At 59.2% G+C, this 22973-nt stretch carries 27 protein-coding genes and 1 pseudogene; 16 read left to right on the top strand and 12 right to left on the bottom strand.

From position 1 onward, the window contains the following. Window positions 1-77: 77 nt before the first annotated feature. Window positions 78-1490, top strand: a complete 1413-nt coding sequence (gene lpdA / locus HMPREF3158_RS01215; RefSeq protein ID WP_061920262.1) for a dihydrolipoyl dehydrogenase — start codon at window positions 78-80, stop codon at window positions 1488-1490. 203 nt (window positions 1491-1693) lie between these two features. On the opposite strand, the gene HMPREF3158_RS01210 is transcribed toward lpdA, so the two are convergent. The 6 genes from HMPREF3158_RS01210 to ramB form a co-directional block, all read right to left on the bottom strand. Further along, window positions 1694-1936, bottom strand: coding sequence for a YlcI/YnfO family protein (locus tag HMPREF3158_RS01210; protein WP_005292604.1), 243 nt, complete (start codon window positions 1934-1936; stop codon window positions 1694-1696). Window positions 1937-2024: 88 nt separating this feature from the next. After that, window positions 2025-2387, bottom strand: a complete 363-nt coding sequence (locus HMPREF3158_RS01205; RefSeq protein WP_005292602.1) for a DoxX family protein — start codon at window positions 2385-2387, stop codon at window positions 2025-2027. After that, window positions 2384-2959, bottom strand: coding sequence for a TetR/AcrR family transcriptional regulator (locus HMPREF3158_RS01200; RefSeq protein WP_005292598.1), 576 nt, complete (start codon window positions 2957-2959; stop codon window positions 2384-2386). The genes HMPREF3158_RS01205 and HMPREF3158_RS01200 overlap by 4 nt, the downstream gene beginning before the upstream one ends. Window positions 2960-3021: 62 nt before the next feature. Continuing rightward, window positions 3022-3411, bottom strand: coding sequence for an NUDIX hydrolase (locus HMPREF3158_RS01195; RefSeq protein WP_005292595.1), 390 nt, complete (start codon window positions 3409-3411; stop codon window positions 3022-3024). A gap of 20 nt (window positions 3412-3431) precedes the next feature. Further along, window positions 3432-4616 (bottom strand): Nramp family divalent metal transporter, encoded by a 1185-nt coding sequence (locus HMPREF3158_RS01190; protein WP_011272788.1) that lies wholly within the window; start codon window positions 4614-4616, stop codon window positions 3432-3434. A 189-nt stretch (window positions 4617-4805) separates the two neighbouring features. Further along, window positions 4806-6212 (bottom strand): acetate metabolism transcriptional regulator RamB, encoded by a 1407-nt coding sequence (gene ramB / locus HMPREF3158_RS01185; RefSeq protein WP_070456770.1) that lies wholly within the window; start codon window positions 6210-6212, stop codon window positions 4806-4808. Window positions 6213-6603: 391 nt separating this feature from the next. Between ramB and HMPREF3158_RS01180 the strand changes: the two genes are divergently transcribed. From HMPREF3158_RS01180 to HMPREF3158_RS01145, 8 genes are all read left to right on the top strand, one after another. Next, complete coding sequence (locus HMPREF3158_RS01180; RefSeq protein WP_070432506.1) at window positions 6604-7359, top strand: succinate dehydrogenase cytochrome b subunit; 756 nt, start codon at window positions 6604-6606, stop codon at window positions 7357-7359. 16 nt (window positions 7360-7375) lie between these two features. Continuing rightward, on the top strand, window positions 7376-9391 hold the full coding sequence (locus HMPREF3158_RS01175; RefSeq protein ID WP_062036090.1) for a fumarate reductase/succinate dehydrogenase flavoprotein subunit: 2016 nt from the start codon (window positions 7376-7378) through the stop codon (window positions 9389-9391). After that, window positions 9391-10140 carry a succinate dehydrogenase/fumarate reductase iron-sulfur subunit gene (locus HMPREF3158_RS01170; protein ID WP_061920270.1) on the top strand — a complete coding sequence of 250 codons (750 nt, stop codon included), beginning with the start codon at window positions 9391-9393 and terminating at the stop codon, window positions 10138-10140. Before HMPREF3158_RS01175 ends, HMPREF3158_RS01170 begins: the two co-directional genes overlap by 1 nt. 47 nt (window positions 10141-10187) lie before the next feature. Next, entirely contained in the window at window positions 10188-10559 is a 372-nt protein-coding gene (locus HMPREF3158_RS01165) for a hypothetical protein (RefSeq protein WP_062036087.1), read from the top strand. Window positions 10560-10715: 156 nt separating this feature from the next. After that, complete coding sequence (locus tag HMPREF3158_RS01160; protein ID WP_070496988.1) at window positions 10716-12002, top strand: DUF445 domain-containing protein; 1287 nt, start codon at window positions 10716-10718, stop codon at window positions 12000-12002. 12 nt (window positions 12003-12014) lie between these two features. Further along, on the top strand, window positions 12015-12395 hold the full coding sequence (locus HMPREF3158_RS01155; protein WP_062036082.1) for a hypothetical protein: 381 nt from the start codon (window positions 12015-12017) through the stop codon (window positions 12393-12395). A gap of 12 nt (window positions 12396-12407) precedes the next feature. Next, window positions 12408-12698: a DUF2516 family protein gene (locus HMPREF3158_RS01150; RefSeq protein ID WP_062036080.1), complete on the top strand. Its 291-nt coding sequence runs from the start codon at window positions 12408-12410 to the stop codon at window positions 12696-12698. 1 nt (window position 12699) lies between these two features. Beyond that, window positions 12700-13170, top strand: coding sequence for a hypothetical protein (locus HMPREF3158_RS01145; protein WP_061920281.1), 471 nt, complete (start codon window positions 12700-12702; stop codon window positions 13168-13170). Between the two features lie 18 nt (window positions 13171-13188). Here HMPREF3158_RS01145 and HMPREF3158_RS01140 read toward each other — a convergent pair whose 3' ends face one another. From HMPREF3158_RS01140 to HMPREF3158_RS01130, 3 genes are read right to left on the bottom strand one after another with little or no spacing between them, the layout of a single operon-like run. Beyond that, window positions 13189-14010: an LmeA family phospholipid-binding protein gene (locus HMPREF3158_RS01140; protein WP_061920283.1), complete on the bottom strand. Its 822-nt coding sequence runs from the start codon at window positions 14008-14010 to the stop codon at window positions 13189-13191. A gap of 52 nt (window positions 14011-14062) precedes the next feature. Next, on the bottom strand, window positions 14063-14875 hold the full coding sequence (locus HMPREF3158_RS01135; protein ID WP_061920285.1) for a class I SAM-dependent methyltransferase: 813 nt from the start codon (window positions 14873-14875) through the stop codon (window positions 14063-14065). 18 nt (window positions 14876-14893) lie between these two features. Continuing rightward, a complete protein-coding gene (locus HMPREF3158_RS01130; protein WP_061920287.1) occupies window positions 14894-15385 on the bottom strand; it encodes a DUF2505 domain-containing protein in 492 nt (163 codons plus the stop codon). Window positions 15386-15409: 24 nt separating this feature from the next. Here HMPREF3158_RS01130 and HMPREF3158_RS01125 point away from each other — a divergent pair, with 24 nt between their 5' ends. The 3 genes from HMPREF3158_RS01125 (at window position 15410) to HMPREF3158_RS01115 (ending at window position 18525) form a co-directional block, all read left to right on the top strand. Then, on the top strand, window positions 15410-16519 hold the full coding sequence (locus HMPREF3158_RS01125) for a UDP-N-acetylmuramate dehydrogenase (RefSeq protein ID WP_061920289.1): 1110 nt from the start codon (window positions 15410-15412) through the stop codon (window positions 16517-16519). Between the two features lie 128 nt (window positions 16520-16647). Next, the gene (locus HMPREF3158_RS01120; protein ID WP_083291021.1) at window positions 16648-17493 is read left to right on the top strand and encodes a PDDEXK family nuclease; all 846 of its coding nucleotides are present in this window, start codon (window positions 16648-16650) and stop codon (window positions 17491-17493) included. Window positions 17494-17613: 120 nt separating this feature from the next. Then, entirely contained in the window at window positions 17614-18525 is a 912-nt protein-coding gene (locus HMPREF3158_RS01115; RefSeq protein ID WP_070456774.1) for an aldo/keto reductase, read from the top strand. A 3-nt stretch (window positions 18526-18528) separates the two neighbouring features. Here HMPREF3158_RS01115 and HMPREF3158_RS01110 read toward each other — a convergent pair whose 3' ends face one another. Beyond that, window positions 18529-18990, bottom strand: coding sequence for an S-ribosylhomocysteine lyase (locus tag HMPREF3158_RS01110; RefSeq protein ID WP_062036065.1), 462 nt, complete (start codon window positions 18988-18990; stop codon window positions 18529-18531). A gap of 80 nt (window positions 18991-19070) precedes the next feature. Between HMPREF3158_RS01110 and HMPREF3158_RS01105 the strand changes: the two genes are divergently transcribed. Genes HMPREF3158_RS01105 through HMPREF3158_RS13065 form a run of 3 tightly spaced genes read left to right on the top strand, consistent with a single transcriptional unit; the run spans window position 19071 to window position 20771 of the window. After that, complete coding sequence (locus tag HMPREF3158_RS01105; protein WP_061920296.1) at window positions 19071-20198, top strand: YihY/virulence factor BrkB family protein; 1128 nt, start codon at window positions 19071-19073, stop codon at window positions 20196-20198. Between the two features lie 20 nt (window positions 20199-20218). Further along, the gene (locus tag HMPREF3158_RS12335) at window positions 20219-20674 is read left to right on the top strand and encodes an SDR family NAD(P)-dependent oxidoreductase (protein ID WP_082778537.1); all 456 of its coding nucleotides are present in this window, start codon (window positions 20219-20221) and stop codon (window positions 20672-20674) included. Next, entirely contained in the window at window positions 20652-20771 is a 120-nt protein-coding gene (locus tag HMPREF3158_RS13065) for an SDR family oxidoreductase (protein ID WP_160330552.1), read from the top strand. The genes HMPREF3158_RS12335 and HMPREF3158_RS13065 overlap by 23 nt, the downstream gene beginning before the upstream one ends. Before the next feature lie 414 nt (window positions 20772-21185). Here the strand turns inward: HMPREF3158_RS13065 and HMPREF3158_RS01095 are convergent, their stop codons facing one another. Both HMPREF3158_RS01095 and HMPREF3158_RS13015 read right to left on the bottom strand, forming a co-directional pair. Next, window positions 21186-21500 (bottom strand): hypothetical protein, encoded by a 315-nt coding sequence (locus HMPREF3158_RS01095; protein WP_070456777.1) that lies wholly within the window; start codon window positions 21498-21500, stop codon window positions 21186-21188. A gap of 32 nt (window positions 21501-21532) precedes the next feature. Beyond that, complete coding sequence (locus HMPREF3158_RS13015; protein WP_201040627.1) at window positions 21533-22171, bottom strand: phospholipase A2 family protein; 639 nt, start codon at window positions 22169-22171, stop codon at window positions 21533-21535. A 544-nt stretch (window positions 22172-22715) separates the two neighbouring features. Here HMPREF3158_RS13015 and HMPREF3158_RS13010 point away from each other — a divergent pair. Then, a pseudogene (locus HMPREF3158_RS13010) lies at window positions 22716-22973 on the top strand (hypothetical protein); the annotation flags it as partial.

Raw genomic sequence — 22973 nt, 5'->3', positions numbered from 1 at the left:
CGTCTTAGAAAGTTAAAAGGTACTCAATCTTGGGGGAGAGTGAGACAGCGCGGATAATCTTCCGTATTCTTGTACGCGTGACTCAAGAACATTATGACGTTGTAGTACTCGGCGCGGGCCCAGGCGGCTACGTGTCCGCCATCCGCGCAGCCCAGCTTGGCAAGAAGGTTGCTGTCATTGAGAAGCAGTACTGGGGAGGCGTCTGCCTCAACGTTGGCTGTATTCCTTCCAAGGCGTTGCTGAAGAACGCCGAGGTTGCACACACCTTCAACCATGAAGCTAAGGCTTTCGGCATCTCTGGTGATGTCTCCTTCGACTTCGGTGTTGCTCACAAGCGCTCCCGCAAGGTCTCTGAGGGCATCGTCAAGGGTGTCCACTACCTGATGAAGAAGAACAAGATTACCGAGATCAACGGCCTTGGCTCCTTCAAAGACGCAAAGACCATCGAAATCACCGAGGGTGATGACAAGGGCAAGACCGTCACCTTCGAAAACTGCATCATCGCAACGGGTTCCGTCGTTCGCTCCCTCCCAGGCGTTGAAATCGGCGGCAACATCGTTTCTTACGAGGAGCAAATCCTCAAGGATGAAGCTCCGAAGTCCATGGTTATCGTGGGCGCCGGCGCAATCGGCATGGAGTTCGCATACGTTCTGGCTAACTACGGCGTGGACGTCACCATCGTCGAGTTCATGGACCGCGTCCTGCCGAACGAGGACAAGGACGTCTCCAAGGAGATTGCTAAGCAGTACAAGAAGCTTGGTGTGAAGCTGCTGACCGGCTTCAAGACCACCTCCATCAAGGACAATGGCAACGATGTCACCGTCGAGGTCGAGTCCAAGGACGGCTCCAAGACCGACACCCTGACCGTTGACCGCTGCATGGTCTCCATCGGCTTCGCACCGCGCGTTGAGGGCTTCGGCTTGGAAAACACCGGCGTTGAGCTCACCGAGCGCGGCGCTATCGCAATCGACGATTACATGCGCACCAACGTTCCGGGCATCTACGCAATTGGCGACGTCACGGCAAAGCTCCAGCTTGCACACGTTGCTGAGGCACAGGGCGTGGTTGCTGCTGAGGTTATCGCTGGCGCTGAGACCCAGCTACTGGGTGACTACATGAACATGCCGCGTGCTACCTTCTGCAACCCGCAGGTTGCTTCCTTCGGCTACACCGAGGAGCAGGCACGCGAGAAGTTTGCTGACCGCGACATCAAGGTCGCAACCTTCCCGTTCTCCGCAAACGGCAAGGCAGCGGGCCTTAACGAGACCGCCGGCTTCGTCAAGCTCATTGCTGATGGTGAGTTCGGTGAGCTCATTGGTGGACACATGGTTGGCTCCAACGTCTCCGAGCTTCTGCCGGAACTGACGCTGGCGCAGCGCTTCGACCTCACCGCTGAGGAAATCGGACGCAATATCCACACCCACCCAACGCTTTCTGAGGCAATGAAGGAAGCCGCCGAGGGCATCGGCGGCCACATGATTAACCTCTAAGCGCTTTTCGCGTTAAGGCCCCCGCGAGGGGGCCTTTTCTGCATCTTCTGGCAAATACCCAGTCCTGGAAACACAGACCTGCCGTTGCCACAACATCCAGGAGTCCAATTGTTTCATGCCGATTTAGAGCACTACTTAGCCATTGTTGAGCGGGTTTATGTTGCGGTGCAGCGGAGTGGAAGGCATAAACGAGAATGTTGACATCAGGAATGATCATCGAGTACCGCCCACACAGCTTCTTTGTTGCTGAGATCAACTAGAGCCGGTCCGCCGCAATCGAAGGAGGGCAGGTTAACGGGGGTGTCTTCGGTACTGATGCGGGCTTCCTTCTTGAGGGCAGCGCGGACCGCCTCTTCGACGTATGAGCTCAAAGTGACATTGTTGGCTTTGGCTTGGACCTTCGTTTCTTCAAGGAGTTTCGGCGGGAGGTTTATCGTCGTGCGCATACCTTTAGGGTAGAAAGCATCAAGTCATCATTCAAGAGGTGCAATGATGTATCTGCCTTCAGGAAGCCGTGAAAGGTTGACTGGTGTCTTAATTCAGTGCGAGCGTCAGGATCAGTACTCCGATGGAGAATGCGAGCATGCCTAAGCAGTTGATCCAGAATGCGCTACCGAGGAAGTGGGCGCGGACATGGGCTGCTGCGGCCGCGCAGAAATAGGCGATGACTCCAATCATGGCTGTGATTCCTACGCCGGGGAACCAGAGGCCGGCAATGAGTCCTACGGCGGCGAGGCACTTGATGACAATGAGCGCCCACCACCAGTCCTTGGGGAGTTTGACGCCGCTGAGGCAGGCTTCGATGAAGGGGACTGGTTTGAGGGAGAGGGCGGCGTCGCCAAGCAGAATGGCTGCTAGTAGAAGGGAGGGCCAGGCTGGGGAAGATTCTAGGATCATTGGGTTACTCCGAATGCGGTGTTGAGGCGTTCGATCGATGAGGCGGCTTGGGATGTGAGGTGCTCGGTGTCGTAGATTCCGGCGGCCCAGCCGATGAGTAAGCCGAGGTAGACGTTGTACAGCAGGTCGGCGTACTCGGCCGCATCGGCGCTGCTGAGCCTGGTGCCGAGTCGCAGGGTGATTTCATCGGTCAGGAGCGTTTTGAGTGCGGTGAGCGCTTCGCCTTGATTGCCTTGTTGGATGAGTGCTGCGCCAAAGGCGCGGGAGAGCTCTTCGTGGCCGGTAAACATCTGGAGGAAAGGTCTCAGGACATCGAGAAGGCTATCGGATTGTCCCCGGATGTCATCGTGGAGTTCTGAAATGTGTTGGCCAATGGTGCGGATGAGCAGCGTTTGTTTGTCGCCGACTCCCATGACGGTTCCCACGCTAACGCCAGCTTCGGATGCGATAGTCCGGATGCTGGTGGTGGCGTAGCCCTGAGTGAGGAAGAGTTCGTAGGCGGTGGCTAGGACCTTGCTGACGGTGCCAGCTTTGGCGGCCGAGCGCGATGAGTGAACGTGTTCAGTGAACATGTTCAAAAGGGTAGCTCTTGATGGTTTCGAGGTCAATGACGCCGAAGTGTTGACAGTTGGCGCTAGGCCAGCGTGGGGAAGACGCGGTCGCGCAGCAGGTGTGCAAGCTCGCGGTCGGGGGCTGCTGGGTTGACCCAGGCGGTGTCGCCGATTTCGGCGGCGGCATGGGGTTCGTCGGCGGTGACGGTGCGGGTGTAGGTGAAGATGGTGCCGACGACGACCTCGCCCGGTTCGTTGGCGGCGGGAGCGTCGAAGGTGCCGAGTTTGTTGAGGCTCTCGGCGTCGAGGGTGAGGCCTACTTCTTCGGCAACTTCGCGCAGGGCGGCGTCGACAAGCGCCTCGCCCGCCTCGGGCTTGCCGCCGGGCAGTTGGTACTTGGTGGAGGACTTCTTGCGCACGGTAAGCACGTGGCCTTGTGGGTTGCGGATGACGACGGCTGCTACTTCAATCATGGCTGCTGATTGTAGGCGGCCTAGAGCAGCGGCAGGAGCACGAGGGCGAGATTGAGTGCGATGACCAGCGCGGCAAGCGTCCAGCCCACGGCCATAGACCAGGGTTTCGCGGCGAACTCACCCATGACGTCCCGGGAGCCGGCATAGCGGAAAAGCGGGATGATGGCGAAGGGGATGCCCAGGGAAAGAAGTGCCTGGCTGACCACCAGTGCCATAGTGGGGTCGACCCCGCAGCCGATGATGACCAGCGCCGGGATGAGCGTGACCAGGCGGCGGACTAGTAGGGGGACCTTGATGTGAAGCAGGCCGTCCATGATTTCGGAGCCGGCGTAGGCGCCCACTGACGTCGAGGCGAGGCCGCTGGCCAGCAGGCCGATGGCGAAGAGAACGCCGGCCAGCGGGCCGAGGTGGCTGGCAATCGCCGTGTGGGCCCCGGAGATGGTCTCTGTGCCGTCCACGCCGTAGAGGGCCGAGCCCGCCAGGACCAGCAGGCCCACGTTGACGAGCCCGGCGATGGACAGCGCCACGGCGATGTCCGCGCGGGTGCCGGCCAGCACGTGGGGGATTTCCAGGTCGGGGTAGCGCTGCTTGGTCAGGGAGGAGTGTAGGTAAATGGCGTGCGGCATGACGGTGGCGCCCAACATGGAGGCGGCCAGCAGGATGCTGTCCTTGCCCTCTAGGCGGGGGATGAGGCCGCCGGCCACGTCGGCGGGGTCGGGCGGGGCGATGGCGAGGCCGGCAAGGAAGCCGATGCAGATGACCAGGAGCAGGCCGATGACAAGCCCCTCGAACCACTGGTTCTTCTTCTGGAAGATGAGGAGAATGATGGAGACCGCGCCGATGATGAGCGCGCCCGCGAACAGGGGGAGGTTGAAGAGGAGTTGCAGGGCAATGGCGCCGCCGATGACTTCGGCGAGGTCGGTGGCCGCGGCGATGAGCTCGGCCTGGGCCCACATGCCTAGGCGCGCGCGGCGGGAGAGACGCTCGCCCATGATTTCCGGCAGGGAGCGGTGGGTGACTAGGCCCAGTTTGGCGGAGTGGTACTGGATGAACATGGCCATGAGGTTGGCCACGACGAGTACCCACACCAGGAGGTAGCCGTAGTGGGAGCCGGCGCTGATGTTGGCGGCTACGTTGCCGGGGTCGACGTAAGCCACTGCAGCAACGAAGGCGGGGCCGGTGAGGCTGATTAAGGTCTTACGCATAGGCATCTCCATACCAAAAGTTCAACTACTTGAAGTCTAGTTTTCATCGCCATATGTTCAAGCCAGGGGGGTGGCGATCCCGCGAGAACAAACGGGATGCTTGTGCGACCACGAGGTCTGGTTTTTCGGGGCTGGGTATTTGCGTTCCGGCAGCGAAGCGCGACGCCGCAAGCCCGGGATGTCGCGTGCTTAGTACGGCGCCACTGCAGAGCGATGGGCGTCGATTGTCAGCGTTTCGTTGATGGCGGGGAAGGCGCGCTGGGCGCAACTGGCACGCGGGCAGGTGCGGCATCCGTTGCCAATCGGGGTCGCGGCAGATAGGTCGCCCAGATCAAGACCCTCGGCATATACCGTGCGGTCAGCATGACGAGCCTCGCAGCCCAGGCCAATGGCGAAGAGCTTATTTGTATCGCCGTAGCGGCCCTGGTGGTGCTGAACCGAACGCGAAATCCACAGGTAGTTGCGCCCATCGGGCATCTGCGCGAGCTGGCGGGAGATAACTCCGGGGTTAGAGAAGGTCTCATAAATGTTCCACAGCGGGCAGGTACCGCCCGAGTTGGAGAAGTGGACGCCGGTGGCTGATTGACGTTTGGACATATTGCCGGCGCGGTCCACGCGGACGAACGTGAATGGAATGCCACGCTTGTTCGTGCGCTGCAGGGTAGAAAGGCGCGAAGCCACCGTTTCGTAGCCCACGCCAAAGACCTGGCATAGGTATTCCAGGTCATAGCCCGATTGCTCTGCTTCAGAATGAATAGTGGTGTAAGGAAGGATTGTGGCTGCCGCAAAGTAGCTGGCGATGCCTCGCTTAGCAAGGTTGCGCGAGGCGTCGGAAGTGAAGGGCTCTTCGTCGACAAGGGAGTCGATGAGCTCGCCAGCTTCCAGAAATCCCAGCTCAGCAGCCATTCGGAAGGCGCGCTGCCCCTCGGAGAGGCGGCTGGCGAGGCGGAACGTTCCGCTTTCGCGGTCGAAACGGTGAAGCGTGCCATCCATTTGTGGTGTCGTTACGATCTCGACGCCGTGTTTGTCGCGCAGCCGCGCTGAAAGGGCGGCCTCGGTATCGCGGATGCGGAATTGCGAAACGTCCAGCTCAGAAGCGAGCGTCTCAGCGTGAACGTCTAGTTCATCCAGGTAGTTTTGGCGCGCATAGAAGAAGTCGCGGACTTCGTCGTGTGGCATGGAAAGCGCCTGTGTGCCTGCGGAGCGGCGGGTATCGGTGGCAAGGGACAGTTTGTCGCGAACATTGCCGTAGCGGCGGTGAATCTCCACCAGCGTGCGGGCCACGGTGGGGTGGTTATAAACCAACTCGGACAATTCTTGCAGTTCAACGGGGGAGGGGCATAGCTCCTTGTCCTGGATGACATCCTGGATTTCAGCCAGTAGGCGGGAGTCATCATCGCGGGAGAAGAAGGTGGCGTCGACGCCAAATACCTCAGTAATGCGCAGCAGTACCGGTACAGTTAAAGGGCGGACGTCGTGTTCGATCTGATTGACATAGCTAGCCGAAAGCCCCAGCGTAGAGGCTAGAGAGGCTTGGCTTAGATCCCGTTCGCGCCGCAATTGGCGCAGGCGTGAACCCACGTAAGTCTTACTCATGTGAAAAAGATTACCGGCCCCTGCCATCCTGTAACAGGATTTTTGCAAAGACTGTGTGAAGGTTCTTAACCTCCCTGCGAATAGGGGTAAAAATGTGTGGAGTGTGGGCGGTGTGACTCCTGCGAAAGTTTGACACATAAAGGGGTGAGCTAGTCACTCCGAAAATTAGCTGTGACGAACCTCATAGACGCTGGGAATTTCGCAACGTGAGTATTGCGTAAAAAGCAGCGTGCAAGGTAAACGGCTTTTCGAATACTCCGTTTTAGGCGATCCTTACCTAATGAAATTTCTACGGACTGCTTAGGCCCTTAAGAAGAGACTGCTTTGGCCCGAATTTGACTAGTTGCCAGCGGATAAGGCTGCGTAAGGTAATAGCGACTATGGAGGTGTCATGTCTGTAAAAAATCCTGACCGTGAGGCAATCGCTCACGGCCGCATCACTAACGAAACGATTCGTACTAAGCCTTCCGTACCCACCTGGGCACTGAAGATTACGATGGCCATCACCGGCCTGTTCTTTGCGCTTTTCGTAGTCGGCCACATGGCCGGCAACCTGAAGCTTTACTTGCCGGCGCACGACGGCGACGAAGCACTCGATATCTACGGCGAGTTCCTGCGTGATCTGGGCGCACCGCTCATCCCGCACGGCCACCTGCTGTGGATGATCCGCATTGTTTTGCTGGCTTGCGTTATTGCACATATTTACGGTGCATTCGCACTTACCGCTCGCTCCAAGCAGTCCCGCGGCAAATTCAAGCGCACCAATCTGATGGGTGGCCTCGACTCCTTTGCAACCAAGACCATGCTGGTCACCGGTGCAGTCCTGCTGCTGTTCATCGTCTTCCACCTGCTGGACCTCACCATGGGTGTGCAGCCGGTTGCGCCTGAGGCATTCGTGCACGGCGAGGTCAAGGCAAACATGATTGCCACCTTCAGCCGCTGGCCAGTCACCATCTTCTACGTTCTGGCGATGTGCTGCCTGTTCCTGCACCTGACCCACGGCATCCGTCTGGCTGCTTCTGACCTGGGTATCACCGGTGCGAAGTGGCGTCAGGTCTTCGTGATTCTGGCCTACATCATCCCGGCTGTAGTTTGCATCGCAAACATCGTTATGCCGCTGTCCGTCGCCCTGGGTTGGGTCAGCTAAAGGAGCTTTTTAAAAAATGACTAACACTGAACTCAAGCGCGAGCATCCGAAGTTCTCGCACCCGACGTCGATTGTCCCGGGCGTCACCGCAGGTCGCATCCTGGAGTCCCACGAGCCGCACGGCGTTCCGATGAAGGAAATGTGGAGCTACCAGAAGGATCATATGGATCTGGTCTCCCCGCTTAACCGCCGCAAGTTCGAGATCGTTGTTGTTGGTACCGGTCTGGCGGCCGGTTCCGCAGCTGCCGCCCTCGGCGAGCTGGGCTACAACGTGAAGGTCTTTACCTACCACGATTCCCCACGTCGTGCGCACTCCATCGCTGCGCAGGGCGGCGTCAACTCCTCCCGCCACAAGAAGGTGGACAACGACTCTGCATACCGCCACACCAAGGACACCGTGAAGGGCGGCGACTACCGCTGCCGCGAGTCCGACTGCTGGCGCCTGGCATATGAGTCCGTGCGCGTTATCGACCACATGAACGCCATTGGTGCTCCTTTCGCCCGCGAGTACGGCGGCACCCTGGCAACCCGCTCCTTCGGTGGTGTTCAGGTTTCCCGTACCTACTACACCCGTGGTCAAACAGGCCAGCAGCTGCAGCTGTCCACCACCTCGGCGCTGTACCGCCAGATTGGCCTGGGCAACGTGGAGCTGTTCGCTCACCACGACATGCAGGACATCATCACCTACAACGACAATGGTGTGAAGCGCGCGGGCGGCATCGTTACCCGTAACCTGATTACCGGCGAGCTGAAGGCCTTCACCGGCCACGCAGTAATCCTCGGTACCGGCGGCTACGGCAACGTCTACCACATGTCCACCCTGGCTAAGAACTCCAATGCTGGCGCCATGATGCGTGCTTACGAGCACGGCGCATACCTGGCTTCCCCGGCATTCATCCAGTTCCACCCGACGGGTCTTCCGGTCAACTCCGAGTGGCAGTCCAAGACCATCCTCATGTCCGAGTCGCTGCGTAACGACGGCCGCATTTGGTCCCCGATCAAGGAAGGCGACGACCGCCCCGCCAACGAGATTCCGGAGGAGGAGCGCGACTACTTCCTGGAGCGCCGTTACCCGGCCTTCGGCAACCTCGTTCCGCGTGACGTTGCATCCCGTGCGATCTCCCAGCAGATCAACAAGGGCCTGGGCGTCGGACCACTGCACAACTCCGTTTATCTGGACTTCCGCGATGCAATTCAGCGTCTGGGTAAGGACAAGATCCGTGAGCGTTACTCCAACCTCATCGAGATGTACGAAGAGGCAATCGGCGAGTCCGCATACGAGACCCCGATGCGTATCGCACCGACCTGCCACTTCACCATGGGTGGCCTGTGGACCGACTTCAACGAGATGACCGCTATCGACGGCCTGTTCGCCGCCGGTGAGTGCTCTTGGACCTACCACGGTGCGAACCGCCTGGGCGCTAACTCCCTGCTGTCCGCATCCGTCGACGGCTGGTTCACCCTGCCATTTACGGTTCCTAACTACCTGGCTAAGCACCTCGGTGAGGACAAGCTGGCTGAGGATTCGGCCGAGGCACAGAAGGCTGTTGCGCGCGCACAAGATCGCATCGACCGTCTGATGGGAGTGCGTGGCAATGACCCGCACGGCCCAGCTCACTACCACCGTCTGCTCGGTGAGATTCTCTACTGGGGCTGCGGCGTTTCCCGTAACGTCGAGGACCTCAAGGTCGCTATCCAGAAGATTCGCGATCTGCGCGAGGAATTCTGGGCTAACGTCCGCATCACCGGCAACGCCAACGACATGAACCAGGTCCTCGAGTACGGTCTGCGCGTTGCTGACTACATCGACCTGGGCGAGCTCATGTGTGTTGACGCCCTGGACCGTGACGAGTCCTGTGGTGCGCACTTCCGTGACGACCACCTCTCCGAGGATGGCGAGGCTGAGCGTGACGATGAGAACTGGTGCTTCGTTTCTGCCTGGGAGCCAGGCGCAAACGCTGGTGAGTTCATTCGCCACGCAGAGCCGCTGTACTTTGATTCGATCCCGCTGATGACAAGGAACTACAAGTAATGAAACTGACACTTGAGATCTGGCGTCAAGCCGGACCGACGCAAGAAGGCAAGTTCGAGACCGTGCAGGTTGACGACGCCGCCGAGCAGATGTCCATCCTGGAGCTGCTCGACCACGTCAACGAGGGCATGGTCGAGGCTGGCAACGAGCCTTTCGCATTCGCATCTGACTGCCGTGAGGGCATCTGCGGCACCTGTGGTTTGCTGGTCAACGGCCGCCCACACGGCCCAGGCCAGAACACCCCGGCTTGCCAGCAGCGCCTGTTCCAGTTCAAGGATGGCGACAAGATCAAGCTGGAGCCATTCCGCTCTGCCGCATACCCGGTTATCAAGGACATGATCGTGGACCGCTCCAAGCTGGACCACGTCATGGAGCAGGGTGGCTACGTCTCCATGGACGCCGGCACCGCTCCGGATGCCGATACCCTGCACCTCAACCACGAGACCGCCGAGTACTCCCTCGACCACGCGGCCTGCATCGGCTGCGGTGCCTGCGTGGCATCCTGCCCGAACGGTGCAGCTCACCTGTTCACCGGCGCGAAGCTGGTTCACCTTTCCCTCATGCCGCTGGGCAAGGAAGAGCGTGGCCGTCGTGCACGCAACATGGTCGATGACCTCGAGCAGAACTTCGGTCACTGCTCCCTTTACGGCGAATGCGCTGACGTCTGCCCAGCAGGCGTTCCGCTGACCGCTGTGTCCGCAGTTACCCGCGAACGTGCACGTGCTGCTTTCCGCGGCAAGGACGACTAAGATATAGTCATTCACAGGAATAACAGGAACGAGAGAAAGTTTCAGCCATGAGCGACAACACCCACGCAGTTGCTGATCACGCAAGTGAGACCTACCCGGAGTTCTCCGGCAAGATCCAGGACTCTTACATTGAGGGATACGACCCAGTATCCTTCGGCGCACCGCACTCTTCTTTGCTGCGCACCTCCACCTGGGTCGGCATGGGCCTGATCCTTTCTCTGCTGCCGGCAGCCGGCACCCTGATTTGGGGCCTCGGCGCTGGTGCCTTCCAGTACGGCGTGGGCCAGGAAAGCTCCAAGATTTCCATCATCGTCGGTGCTGCCCTGCTCGTCGTCATTGCTGTCGCTTGCGTTGGTCTCATCCACTACGGTCGTCGTTACTATCGTCAGTACCGTTCTGAGACCGGTCGTATCAACTAAGCTGGTGCGAACTTAGCATTCCTGCCACAAGCGCCCCTAGCCATCCTCGATGGAGGCTAGGGGCGCTTTTCATTTGCCTATCTGCACCAGGGAAGAGGCCGCGCGCTGAATCCGTTAGTACAGTTATACGGAGCAACAAAAGGAGTCACAGCCAACATGAGCATTGCCGTACCAGGCCCCAATCCCGCCGACGTCGCCGAGCGTCGCCGCACGCTACGCAAGTACCAGTGGGGTGTCACCGGCCTTTTGATCTTGGCTGCCGTCATCTTCTTCGCATGTTCCTGGTGGCAGCATCAGGACGCGAATGCTCCGGCTTGGGTGGGGTTTGTGCGCGCGGGCGCGGAGGCCGGCATGGTCGGCGGCTTGGCTGACTGGTTCGCGGTTACCGCCATCTTCCGCCACCCCATGGGCATTCCGATTCCGCACACGGCGCTCATCCCAAAGAAGAAGGATCAGGTCGGCGAGGCCTTAAGCACCTTCGTGGAGGAGCAGTTCCTCACCCCGGACGCCCTCTCGGCGAAGATTTCGGAAAACAACATTCCCGAAAAGGCCGGCGCCTGGCTGGCCCAGGAGCCTAACTCGCAGCTAGCCGCGCAGAAGGCGGCCGATATCCTGGCACGCGCTGTCAATAGCTTCGATTCCGCCGAGGCCGAGGACCTCATCCGCACCCAAATCCTCGACCGCATGCTGGAGCCCGAGTGGGGCCCGCCGGTGGGACGTTTGCTGGAAGGCTACATCGCCGATGGCAAGGCAGAGCCGCTTGTCGACGACCTCATTGACTGGGCGCATGCCAAAGTCCTCACCCTTGAAACCGAAGTCATCGAGCTTGTCGACGAAAAGATGCCGGCTTGGCTTCCCCGCTTCGCCCGCGGCATGGCCGGTGACAAGGTTTACGTCGCCATCGTGGAGTGGGCCTCCGAGGTCAAGTATGACAAGAACCATGCTGTGCGGCAGTCTATCCGTCGCAACCTGGAGCTGTTTGCACGGCGCTTGCAGGACGACCCCGAGATGGTCGCCCGCGTTGAGGGCATCAAGCAGGAGATGATGAACTCCGAGCAGGTACAAGCCATGCCGGGGGCGGCGTGGGAGGCCTTTAGGGCGGGCGTCGCCAAGCAGGCGAGCGAACCGCAATCCTTCCTGCGCACCAAAATTGCGACCGAAGCACAGAACTTCGGCGTGCGCATTCAGCAGGACCCGCGTTTTCGTGACAAGGCGAATGAAATCGTGGATAAGGCCGCGCGCTGGGCGGCGGAGAATTTCGCCGGAGACATCATCAGCATCATCCCGGAGACCATCAAGCGCTGGGACGCCACCGAAGCCGCCGAAAATATCGAGCTTTTGGTGGGCAAGGATCTGCAATTTATCCGCCTGAATGGCACGGTTGTGGGAACACTGGCAGGATTGGTGATCTACACCGTAAATCACCTCGTCTTTGGTGCTTAAAGGAGAAAAATAATGGCTAATTCCTTCGTTAATTCTTTGAAGACCGCGGGCGCTTCTGGCTTGGAAGCCGCCAAGGATTTTTCTAGCCGCGTGAAGGCAGAGCACGCGCAGCAGCCGAAACCGGAAGGCTCTTTCCTCGACAAGGTCACCGGCACCGCCCGCGGCCTTGGAAAAAGCGTCAGCAACGCCGCCGGTGAGGTGCGTGACTCCGAGGCTTTTGCCCGCGCTCGCAAGGACTTTAATGCGGCCTATGAGGAAGGCCGCGAGGGCGTCGAGAGTGCGATTTCCAGCGTGAAGGAAAAGCGCTCCGGCTCCACCTCGGCAAACGGCAACATCATCGACGGCGAGGTCATTGCAGAAGGCGAAGAAAATCCGTTTGGCCCGGCCCGCTAGGCTGGGATACCTATGGACATCATCATTTACCTTCTCAACCACGCAGCCGGGTGGTTCTTTACCATCTTGAGCATCTTCGCCATTGTTGGCGCCATCCTCGCCGCCACCACTCGCGAGGATGCCTACCGTGCCGGCGACCGCAAGAGCAAGTGGACCTGGGTGGGCATGCTGGCAGCTTCCGCGCTGGCGCTGAACTTGCCGTTTTCTTTCCTGCCGTGGATTGGCGCAGTCGTGACCGGCGTCTATTGGTTCGACGTCCGCCCGCAGCTCAAGGCCATCGTCAACGGCGACTACAGCTACTAAGATGCGCAATCTCTTAAACGCCGCTCTCGACGACGTCCGCGCCGCCGCGCAGCCGGATGAGGCCGTGCTCGTCGCGCCCACGCACGTGCTTGCCGCACAGGGCGCCGCCCACGTGGTCACCGTCGCCGGCTATCCCACCGGCCGCCACCATAGCCTCATCAAGGCCTCCGAGGCGCGCCTGGCGGTGCAGTCTGGCGCCGCGGAGGTATGGGTCGCGGTAGACGCCCTGCTTGGCGACGCCACCAGCCTGCTCACCGATCTCATCACCGTCCGCGAGGCCTGCCCGCAGCCGGCCCAGCTTGGGCTTATCCTTCCCGCGAGCGAGAATGCTCTCACCGCGGCGCAAGCTGCGACGCAGGCGGGCTTCGATAAACTCATCTATTCCTCGCCTGCCCAAGCCGAGCAATTACAAGAAAAGCTCGCGGGCCAGCCGGCAGGTTTGTTGCCTGCCGAGGTCTGGCCCGCGAGCTAGCCTAAGTGAAAACGCCTTTTAGCGGCCTTGTTGCGCGGGTGCTGGGGCGCCTTCCTTCGCGCCTTTGCCCGCCGCATTGGCGGCGCTGCCCAGCTCGCTCATCGGCACGTCCTGGCCAGTGATGGTGAGGTTGAGCTCGCCGTCAGCCACATCCACTTCGTCGACGCTCAAGCCCTCGCCGATGAACTGATCCTTCATGCCCTTCTGCAGCGCAGTAGAGATGGCGTCGGTTGCTTCCTTCGGCAAGTCGAAGCCCAGCAGGGAGGCGTTCTTTGCCGTGATCGACAGGTTGCCGTCCTGCGCCTTCGGCTCCAACGCGAGATTGGCGAGGCCGCCGGCGAACTCGACGTCGAGAAGATTCTCGGCGTCGTTAGCCGTGATGTTGGTGACCACCAAGTTGCCGACCTGTTCGCTACCGGACTCGTCTGCGATGCCCTTCTGGAAGGTGGCCAACAGGTAATCATCTGGAACCTTGGTGGAAGCTCGGAGGGAGCCTGCCACCGGGTCATCGGACAGCGTCATGTCTTCGATGTGGACGTTGGTAGCCGGCTGGCCCTTGATCTCGGTGCCGTCGATCTGCAGCGTGGACGGCGTTTCCATGTTCATTTCGCTGAGCTTGCCACCGAATAGTCCAAGCAGGATAGGAGTGGTGCCGAAGCTAATGTTCGGATCCTCCTGGGACTCAATTCCTTGGTCCTTGGCGGCCTGGGCGAACTGGTCTTTCATTTGGTTGCCCATGAACCAGCGCAGGCCGAACTCCGCCAGCAAAATGAGAACGAGGAATGCCACGAGCACTCCGATGAGTATTTTCCAAGCCAGAGACGTCTTCTTTTGAGCCATACCTACCAGTGTTACTTATGTGAACTCACAGCGCCAATGAGGGCAACCTGCTTCACAGCTTTGGCGCAACGACTTCCCAGTTAACGCTCAAGACGCTATCGCGCATTCTCCTGCGCACCGGATGCACGGGCAGCCCCGCATCAATCATCGCCTGTTGCGCCATTCGCCAGCGCACACGAGGCCCGTGGGGAGCCCACCCCGCGGCGTGATCCCATGCGCGGTCGGCGGCCTGCAAAAGCTCATGAATCGGCTCGCCCGGAATGTTGCGGTGGATAAGTATCTTGGGCAGGCGTTCCGCTAAGTCAGAGGGACGCTCCACGTTGAAGGGATCCCATGCCAAATGCAGGCTCTGCGGGCCTTCGCGGTTGAGCAGGATCCAGGTGGATAGCCTGCCCAGCTCATCGCAGGTGCCTTCCACGAAGAAACCACCAGGGGCCAAGCGCGAGGTAACCTCTTCCCATGCCTCGGGAACCTGGGAGACATCGTATTGGCGCAGCACATTGAAAGCACGCACCAGCTGCGGGCGATACCCCGCCAGCTCGAAGCCTCCCAGCTCGAAGGTCACGCCGTCGCGAGGCGGCAGCACGCGCTCCGGCGCAATCTCCAGGCCGGTCACCCGCACACGGGGATTGACCCGCCGCAGCCAGCCCGCCCATTCCACGGTGGTGAAATGGGACGCGCCATAGCCGACGTCGAGAGCCAGCGGCTCCTCCACGGACCGCAGCAAAGCCGTGATGGAGGGGTGTGCGGCGACCCACCTATCGCAGCGACGAAGCCTGTTTTGATTGGTGGTACCGCGGGTAATAACGCCGAAAGGCCGACCCGCACTCGCGCTTGCGCGCAGGTTATGTGCGTGATCGGCCATTTCTGTTAAAAGTAGCGTTTAGAGGTTGTCAGCGATCCACTGCTCGGTCAGCTTGCCCTCGTTATTGAAGAGCTCACCTAGGGCATCGGCAACTTTCGGCTCGATGGCAGCGCCCATCATCGGGATCTTCACGGAGATCTCGTTGACGTAGGACAGGGTGGTGGTATCACCCTCGCCGGTCAGGGCGATGTCGCCGCCGAAGTCAACAGGGGTTCCCTTGACGTCTGCGGTGTATTTAACATCGGCAGCATTGCCGTTGAGCTCACCAATGGTGACGACACGCTTGACCTTCAGGTCCTGAGAAACCATGGCGCGGACAGCTTCAGGCAGCAGGGTGGTTGGCAGCACCTCGAAGAGGATGGCTACGTTGTTGGTGAAATCATGAACCTGGCCCGGATCCGGAGAAAGGTTAGCAACAATGTGCTCCCAGTAACCCTGCGTGAGCAGCGCCTGGTGAACCTTTTCGATGGGCTGATTGATCGTTACGGTGTTTTCGCTACGGGTTGACATGCTTTACAGACTACCTTGGTAGACGTGCTTGATGAATTTATGACCCAGAAGCTCTCCGCGATCGACGGCCTCGTCCTCGACACGGAGACCACCTTCGCAGACCTGACCACCCTGCGCGTAGGCGGCAAACCTGAGCTGTGTTTGCGGGCCACGCTTGCCGACGCCGCCATTTCCGCTGTCAAGGCACTGGATCAAGCTTCTATTCCTTTCGTCGTGGTGGGCGGCGGCTCTAACCTCTTGGTCGCCGATGAGGGCATCGATGTCGTAGCACTCGTCCTCGACTTCGCTGAGGTGAGCGTGGACGCGGAGACTGGCGTGGTCCGCGCGGAAGCCGGCGCGAACTGGGACGAAGTGGTTGCCGCTTCCGTGGAGGCGGGCCTCGGCGGTATCGAGTGCCTGTCCGGAATCCCGGGAACCGCGGGCGCTGTGCCGGTACAAAACGTGGGTGCGTATGGCGCAGAAATCTCGGACGTGCTTAACCGCGTGCGCCTGTATACCCGCGAGACCGGTGCCGATGAGTGGGTTCCCGCCTCCGACCTGGACCTGGCTTATCGCTACTCCAACCTGAAGTTCACCCACCGTGCAGTCGTGCTCGAGGTGGAACTGCAGCTTTCTACGGATGGGCTTTCCAAGCCGCTGCGCTTTGGCCAGCTCACACAGACCCCGGGCGAGCGCCGTCCCGTCGCGGAGGTGCGCTCGCAGGTGCTGCAGCTGCGCCGCGGCAAGGGCATGGTCTTGGACCCAACCGACAACGACACTTGGTCCGCCGGCTCCTTCTTTACCAATCCCATCGTGGACTCTGCGGTTGCCGATAACATCCAGGAAATCGTGCGCACCGAACGCGGTGCCGAGGACGCAGACCGCATGCCGCGCCACGCCGTCCTCGCAGGCTCGGACGGCGAGGAAATAAAGCTCTCGGCCGCCTGGCTCATCGAGCGCGCCGGGTTCGCCAAGGGCTATCCAGGTGTTGGTCCGGCTACCTTGTCCACGAAGCACACTCTCGCGCTGACGAACCGTGGGGCCGCGACGGCCTCCGACATCGTGGCGTTGGCGCGCGAGATTCGCGCGGGCGTCGCCAAGCGCTTCGGCGTAGAGCTCGTGCCGGAGCCGGTCTGGATTGGGGTGTCCATTTAGGGCGTCCTGCCCCAGGACGTACCGCTGTGTGAAAATACGGCCTTCCAATTGCGCGAATTGGAGGGCCTATTTACATTGAGAGGTATCCGTGTGCTTGGGGGAGCACGCACACTTGGGGGAAGTAGAGGATGCTGCAACCAATTCGGGGGAAACACTCGCGCACCATTGACCGTCTCGTGGCGAAGGGCAAAGCCGTGCGCATCACGCCGGGCCTGGCGTTGCCGCGCCAACCCACCCCGCGCGAACTCGCGGGGATTTTGAACGAGCGTTATCCTGGGACCGTGCTGGATGGAGGCTCGGCCGTTGCGGTCTATACAGAGCGCAAGCTGGAGTTTCCGCTGCAGCTCATGGCGGCACGTCACGCTCGCACCTGCGCGTATTTCTCCACGCGGCGCGCCACACCCAAGGGCCCATATATGGTCAACGGCCTAAACGCGTGCAATCCGCTGCAAGCGCTGGAGATGGTGGAAGAAGACAAAGCCATCGAGTTCTTGGAGCGTTTCTGCAACGGCAAGGGTGGCCACCAACGGCTGGCCTTTTATAAGGAGGATTTCCAGCGCTTTCCCGCGCGCACACGGCGGATTATGCAGCGTAGCGTCATCGGCAGTGATAGCAAATACGAGCGTCTTCTCACCCAAGCCTTTGCCGATGCCTGCCTCGTAGTGGCCAACAACCAACGCATCGGGCCGTATTACTGGGATATCGTGCTGGCCAAGGAGAAGGTCGCAATCGAGATAGATGGCTACGAGTACCACAAAGGTGAGCGCATCCAGCGTTTCGAGCTGGACCGCCAGAAGCTCAACGACGCAGTGCAGCGCGGGTGGAAGCCGCTGCATTTCACGGCGGGGATGATTGAACATCATCTGCAGGTTGCAGTCGACCAGGTCATCGCCGTGGCCCGCGGGGGAGGGCAGTTGCTGCCGCCAGCGTGGAAGTGGCATCACTATTTCCGCTACGAGAACGCGCGGTGGTGAGCGCTGTGCGCTCGGCACCGTACTTCTGTGTGTATTTAGCGCAGGAAATCGGGCCGGTTTGAGGAGGTTATTTACACAGGGAGGTACACGCACACGAGGGAAGCAGCTACGGTGGTGTCCATGATCGCGCTTGGCTGTACTTCAATGACTCCGCACTCCTATCCCGATTCCCCGCGTCGCGCCGAGATGGTCGATGTCCTGCGTGGCGCGGTGGAGGCAGGCGTAGAGCTCTTCGACACCTCTGAAATCCAGGGGCCCTTCACGGGCGAAGAAATGCTTGGCGACGCCCTGGGCAACCGCGCCCGCGTCCTCACCAAGTTCGGATGGGAGATTAAGGAAGGAAAGCCCACCGGCGCTTTGAACTCGCGCCCGGAGGTTATTCGCGCGAGCGCCCATGGTTCGTTACGCCGGCTAAAACGGGAGCGCTTGGACGTGTATATGCAGCATCGCGTGGACCAAGACGTGCCCATTGAGGAAGTAGCGGGCACAGTGAAAGAACTTATCGATGCAGGTGACGTGGCCGCTTTCGGGCTGTGCGAGGCAAGCCCGGAGACCATTCGCCGCGCGAACAAGGTCTGCCCGGTGACGTATCTGGAGTATGAATACTCCATCTTCAGCCGCGACGTAGAAGAAGAAATCATCCCGCTAGCCCGCGAATTGGGCGCGGAGTTTATGGCCTATTCACCGCTGGCGAAGGGGCTTTTGGCAGGCCGCAGCGAGCCAGATGATGATTCTTCCTCGCCGCGTTTGCACTCTGCGAACTTCGCGGCCAACAAGCAGTTGGCGCAGGAAGTGGCGGCAGCAGTGTCTGACCGCAACGTCTCCGAGATAGCGCTGGGCTGGTTGCTGGCCAAGGACGTGGTGCCGATTGCCGGTTCGACGAACCTCGCACGGATCAAAGAAAACCTCGCAGTCACTGCGCTGAGCACGCAGGAGTGCGAGGCCGTTGACGAGGTACTAAGCCGAAAGCCCGTGCAGGGCGCGCGGTTGGCGCAACTGCACGAAGGCTTCGTAGATAAGGCCCGCGGATAAAGGTTAGGCCATAACCTCGAGCCACTCGTCCTTCTTGGACAAGAACTCGCGGGCGGCTGCCTGTGCGCCTTCGAGGGAGTGGCTGGCGCCCCAGCCGCATTGGCGCTCGTTGGCGGCGGGAACCTCGGTGGCGTGGAGGATATCCTCGAGGCCGTGCTCGAGTGCGTTGAGCAGCTCCTCTTGCTCCATGCCGTTGGTGATGGCATAAAAGCCGGTCTGGCAGCCCATCGGCGCAAAACCGATGAGTTTATCGGTGTAATCGCGCATGAAGTTGGCCATCATGTGCTCGATGGAGTGCACAGTGGGCATTTCGAGGTGAGCCTCATTGGGCTGGCAGAAGCGCAGGTCGTACTTGATGATCTCGGCGCCGCCTCCCAGCGGGGTACGGCCGGCCACGCGGACATAAGGGGCCTTGACGTTGCGGTGGTCCAGCTCGAAGGATTCAACATTGCTGCGTTCAGTCATATATAACAGCCTAGTATCTACTTGGCGTGCCACGGGTGTCACTTCTCTGGCAGCTAGCTGAATGTGCTTAGTCTGGCGAAATGAGCCAGCAGGAGCCTTCCAAGATTCTTCCCCCGCACAGCACTGAGGTGCTGGACATCGACCAAACGGAGAGAAACCCGCTCTCGCGTAAAAACCGCCTGCGCAAGGAGAGCTGGGGTCTTGTGCTGCGTCGGACATGGTCGGACTATTTCCTTGAGGGGCTGGGCGACCGCGGCGCGGCGATGACCTATTTCACGCTTATGGCTTTTGCCCCGACCGTCCTGGCCGTTTATTCGATTGCCACTTTGCTTTTTGCCAATCGGAAGCAAGAGGTGGAGCAGCTGACTGAGCAGCTCATTCAAGATTATCTGCCGCAGGACGTTTCGGCGCAGGCTACGGACATCGTGAATACCATCGTTGGCTCGAGTGCAAAGGGCACCATAGCGCTGGTTTTATCCGTGCTGGTTTCCTTGTTCTCGGCCTCTGGTTACGTCCGCGCTTTTTCGCGCACCGCCAACATGGTCTATGGCCGCGTGGAGGGCCGCGGGCTGTTGCGTACCTGGGCGATGATGTGGGTTCTCACCATCTTCTTGGTGGTCGGCGCGGTGATTTTGGTCTTTGCTAACCTGCTGCGCGATACCGTCATCACTGGGCTTATTGAACCCGTCTCGCGTCCGCTGCATCTGGAATCCGCCGTGGATTTCTTGCTGCGCATTTTCCTTCCTGTGTGGAACTGGCTGCGCTTTCCGGTGACGGTGGTGATGGTCATGGTGCTGATTGCGGTTCTCTATCACTATGCCCCGAACGTGCGCCCACCGCGCTTCCGTTGGATCACCTTGGGCTCTGTGGTGACGCTGCTTGTCAACGTCGTGGTGTGGTGGCTCTTCGGTCTCTACCTGAGCCATTTTGCAGGCGTGAGCGCCTATGGCGCGCTGAGCACCGTGCTGGCTTTGTTCGTTGCAGTCTGGATTATGAATACCGTGCTGATCTTGGGGCTCAAGCTCGACGCCGAGGTTCTGCGGGCGAAGGAGCTGCAGATAGGCCTCGAGTCGCAGCACTACATCCAGGCAGCGCCGCGTTCTGACGTCGCCGCGCGCGCCCAGGCTAAGACCCAGAAAAACCTTGAGGCGCGAGGCGACGCCATCCTCAGACACGGTGCTGAGGACGGCGGCGACGCCGAGGACTAAACCGCGGGGTAGATGCCGTCCTGGCCGAGGCGGGCGGCTTCGACGTCATCGTCAACAACGCCGGCATCGCTCCGCAGATCCCGCTCGAGGACATCACCGAAGAAGAAGTCGACAAGATCTTCAACGTCAACTACAAGGGTGTCCTGTGGGGCACGCAGGCTGCGGCCAAGAAGTTCAAGGAGCTCGGTCACGGCGGCAAGATCATCAACGCCACCTCCCAGGCCGGCATCAAGGGCAACAAGGGCATTCCACTCTACAGCTCCCCCAAGTTCGCCGTGCGCGGCCTGACCCAGGTCACCGCCCGTGACCTTGCGGACGACGGCATCACCGTCAACGCCTACGCGCCGGGTATCGTAAAGACTCCGCTCATGAAGGGTCTTGCTGAGGAACTCGCAGAAAACGCTGGCAAGCCCGCCGAGGTGGGGCTGGGAGCAGTTCACCAAGGACACTTCCTTGGGACGCCTTTCCGAGTCTGAGGATGTTGCCAAGATCATCGGCTTCCTCGCTGGTTCCGACTCTGACTACATCACCGGCCAGACCATCATCGTCGACGGCGGCATGGTCTTCCACTAAAACGCAGGTCGACTATCAGTGAAATGATCGTTGGAAAACTTAGGTGCGCTGACATGACATGTGCTGTTCGCCAGAGCTTGGTGATGAGGGCGAAAGTAGGGCAGCCGCGTCCGGGGAGGATAGACCTAGCGAAGCGTATGAGACGAGAGGATTAGAGACCGCTCTAGCGCCATAGCCCTGCTCAAATAGTTCCACTGTTTGTTCACGCTGAGCTTGGCTCAACTTGCTGCTGGATGCATAGAAAAACTCCCCACAATCTGGTTTCTGATTTTTCAGTCCGGTTTATGGGGAGCAGTTCACTTTGACACCTTTACGGTTAAAGCTGCGGAAAGCCCGCACCGCAGTAGGGGGCGCGGGATCTGGAAATTTCATGCATATTTTGTTTGCCGAGGGTGTGCTGCGGCTCTGAATTCTTTAGAGCCATTCAGCGCTGGGTAAGCGACCGCCCGTGACAAAATATATGATCTTGATAACAACCCAAATTATCCAAGCGAACAGTAGAGGGGATAATCCGGCAAGAATAGAGAATGCAACCAGCAACCACGATTGGCTTTTGTATGCAAGGACTCCAGCTGCTACACCTATGGGTACGGTAATGATGAAATACGGCATGGTCCCTTCCGGAAAAATGGAAGGAAAAAGATACGGGAACGCAATCGCAGTTGTTGAGAGTAAAGCTGAGAGAAGTTTACTTAACTTTAGGCTCTTGTTGCTTTTGTGCCTGTTCATTTCTTTCTCCTTCCCGGACCGTTGGGGATCCACTATGCTAATGGATTGCACAGGGCGGAATTGAAATATGTAGCAATAGCAAGGGCCATCGCGTTTTCTCCGACTCCATTGAATTTGCCCCGGTTTTTACGAATTCCTTGAACCAGCTCCCTGTCGCATGAGCAAGCGAAGTATCCTCGCGAGCCATAGCATTTATCATGCTTTTGGCAGAGAGAGTCGAGAGTATTGATTGGGGCACCCGGACCACTGTGCCCTGGGCCGCACCAGTTTCCATACCCAGGCATGTCGCGCGTTTCAAGGCTGTATATCATGACCTCGTTATTGTCGGCTACGCGGTTGAGGTTTTCTCCTGCGACGAGTAAATAATGCGACGCATTTTCTTCTTTGGCTTTTTCGGTGTCGAAATGGCGTTGTCCGTCCGCCCGATATACGAGGTAGTGAGACAGTGTGGCCATCGCAGTATCAAAATCTGTTGACTCTGATACCTCGCTTGCAGGGATTGCTAAAGCTTGATTGCCAACTAAGTTTTTGTCTTGCGTGCTATCAGCTGGGGATGCGGCGGATACTGTTGGGGTGGTCTCCAGAGCAAAACTTCCGGTGGGGGTAGCGAATATTGTTGCGGCTACAACAAGAACGGGAAAGACTTTTTGGAATGTATTCTTCAACTTCATTTCCTTAATTCTCTTGTCAATCTGGTTTTGTTGAGGAAATTACTGAAGAATTCAAGAGATGGCAATACTTTTACCCAAATTTTCATGAACTTTTGTCTTGTAGTGTGTTGCTTTATCGTTCCAGCAGCCGTTCGATGAGCTGTACCGTGGCGCGATACCACCAAAACCCAATCGCGAAATGCTCCATCATGATCACCTTGTTTGGGTCATTGCTGTGTCGAATATCAAACTTATATGGGACCTTGCACGTTGGAAGGGGGCGGCTTCGCCGTTAGTGAGCAGATGGGTCTTCAACAATTGTCTCTTATCCCCAAGAATGTACGCCAGGTTTGTGCAGGCCGCTCGTTTGTCAGCGGTCGTAGCGTCTCGCTTGCGATAGAGGCGTAGCGCTGTATCCATGCGACTTTGTGAATCCTGACTGTTTAGTCGCCATGAATCCTCTACGAGGGGTTGGTACGGAACATTCGTGTCATCGAAGGCCTTATTGATCAGCGATCCGGTGAAACAGCGGGTTGCGATTGCATTGAGAGAACCGACCTAGCTTATGGCCCCAGTAGAGATTGGGGCTGATTATCGTGTTTACAACTTGCGCTCTTCGGCATTGGAAAACCTCTTGCACAAGGTATTTGTGGTCGTGCGGTTGAAGGTGTCTCAGGTTGGGATCGATGGGCGCACCTACAATCCACATGAGTGGTTCGTCGCGCTGCTTCCGGTGATCAATCAAGCGATTCAGATGATTCAGACTGGCGATATCGTTTCCGTCGTTTATTGCCGTTTCGGCGTAGTTGGTAGGGGCAATCCG

This window comes from Corynebacterium sp. HMSC06G04 (genome assembly GCF_001807365.1).
In the GTDB taxonomy this organism is placed as follows: domain Bacteria; phylum Actinomycetota; class Actinomycetes; order Mycobacteriales; family Mycobacteriaceae; genus Corynebacterium; species Corynebacterium simulans.
Note: the sequence above shows the minus strand (reverse complement) of the source record. Positions and strands in the feature narration are given on the sequence as shown.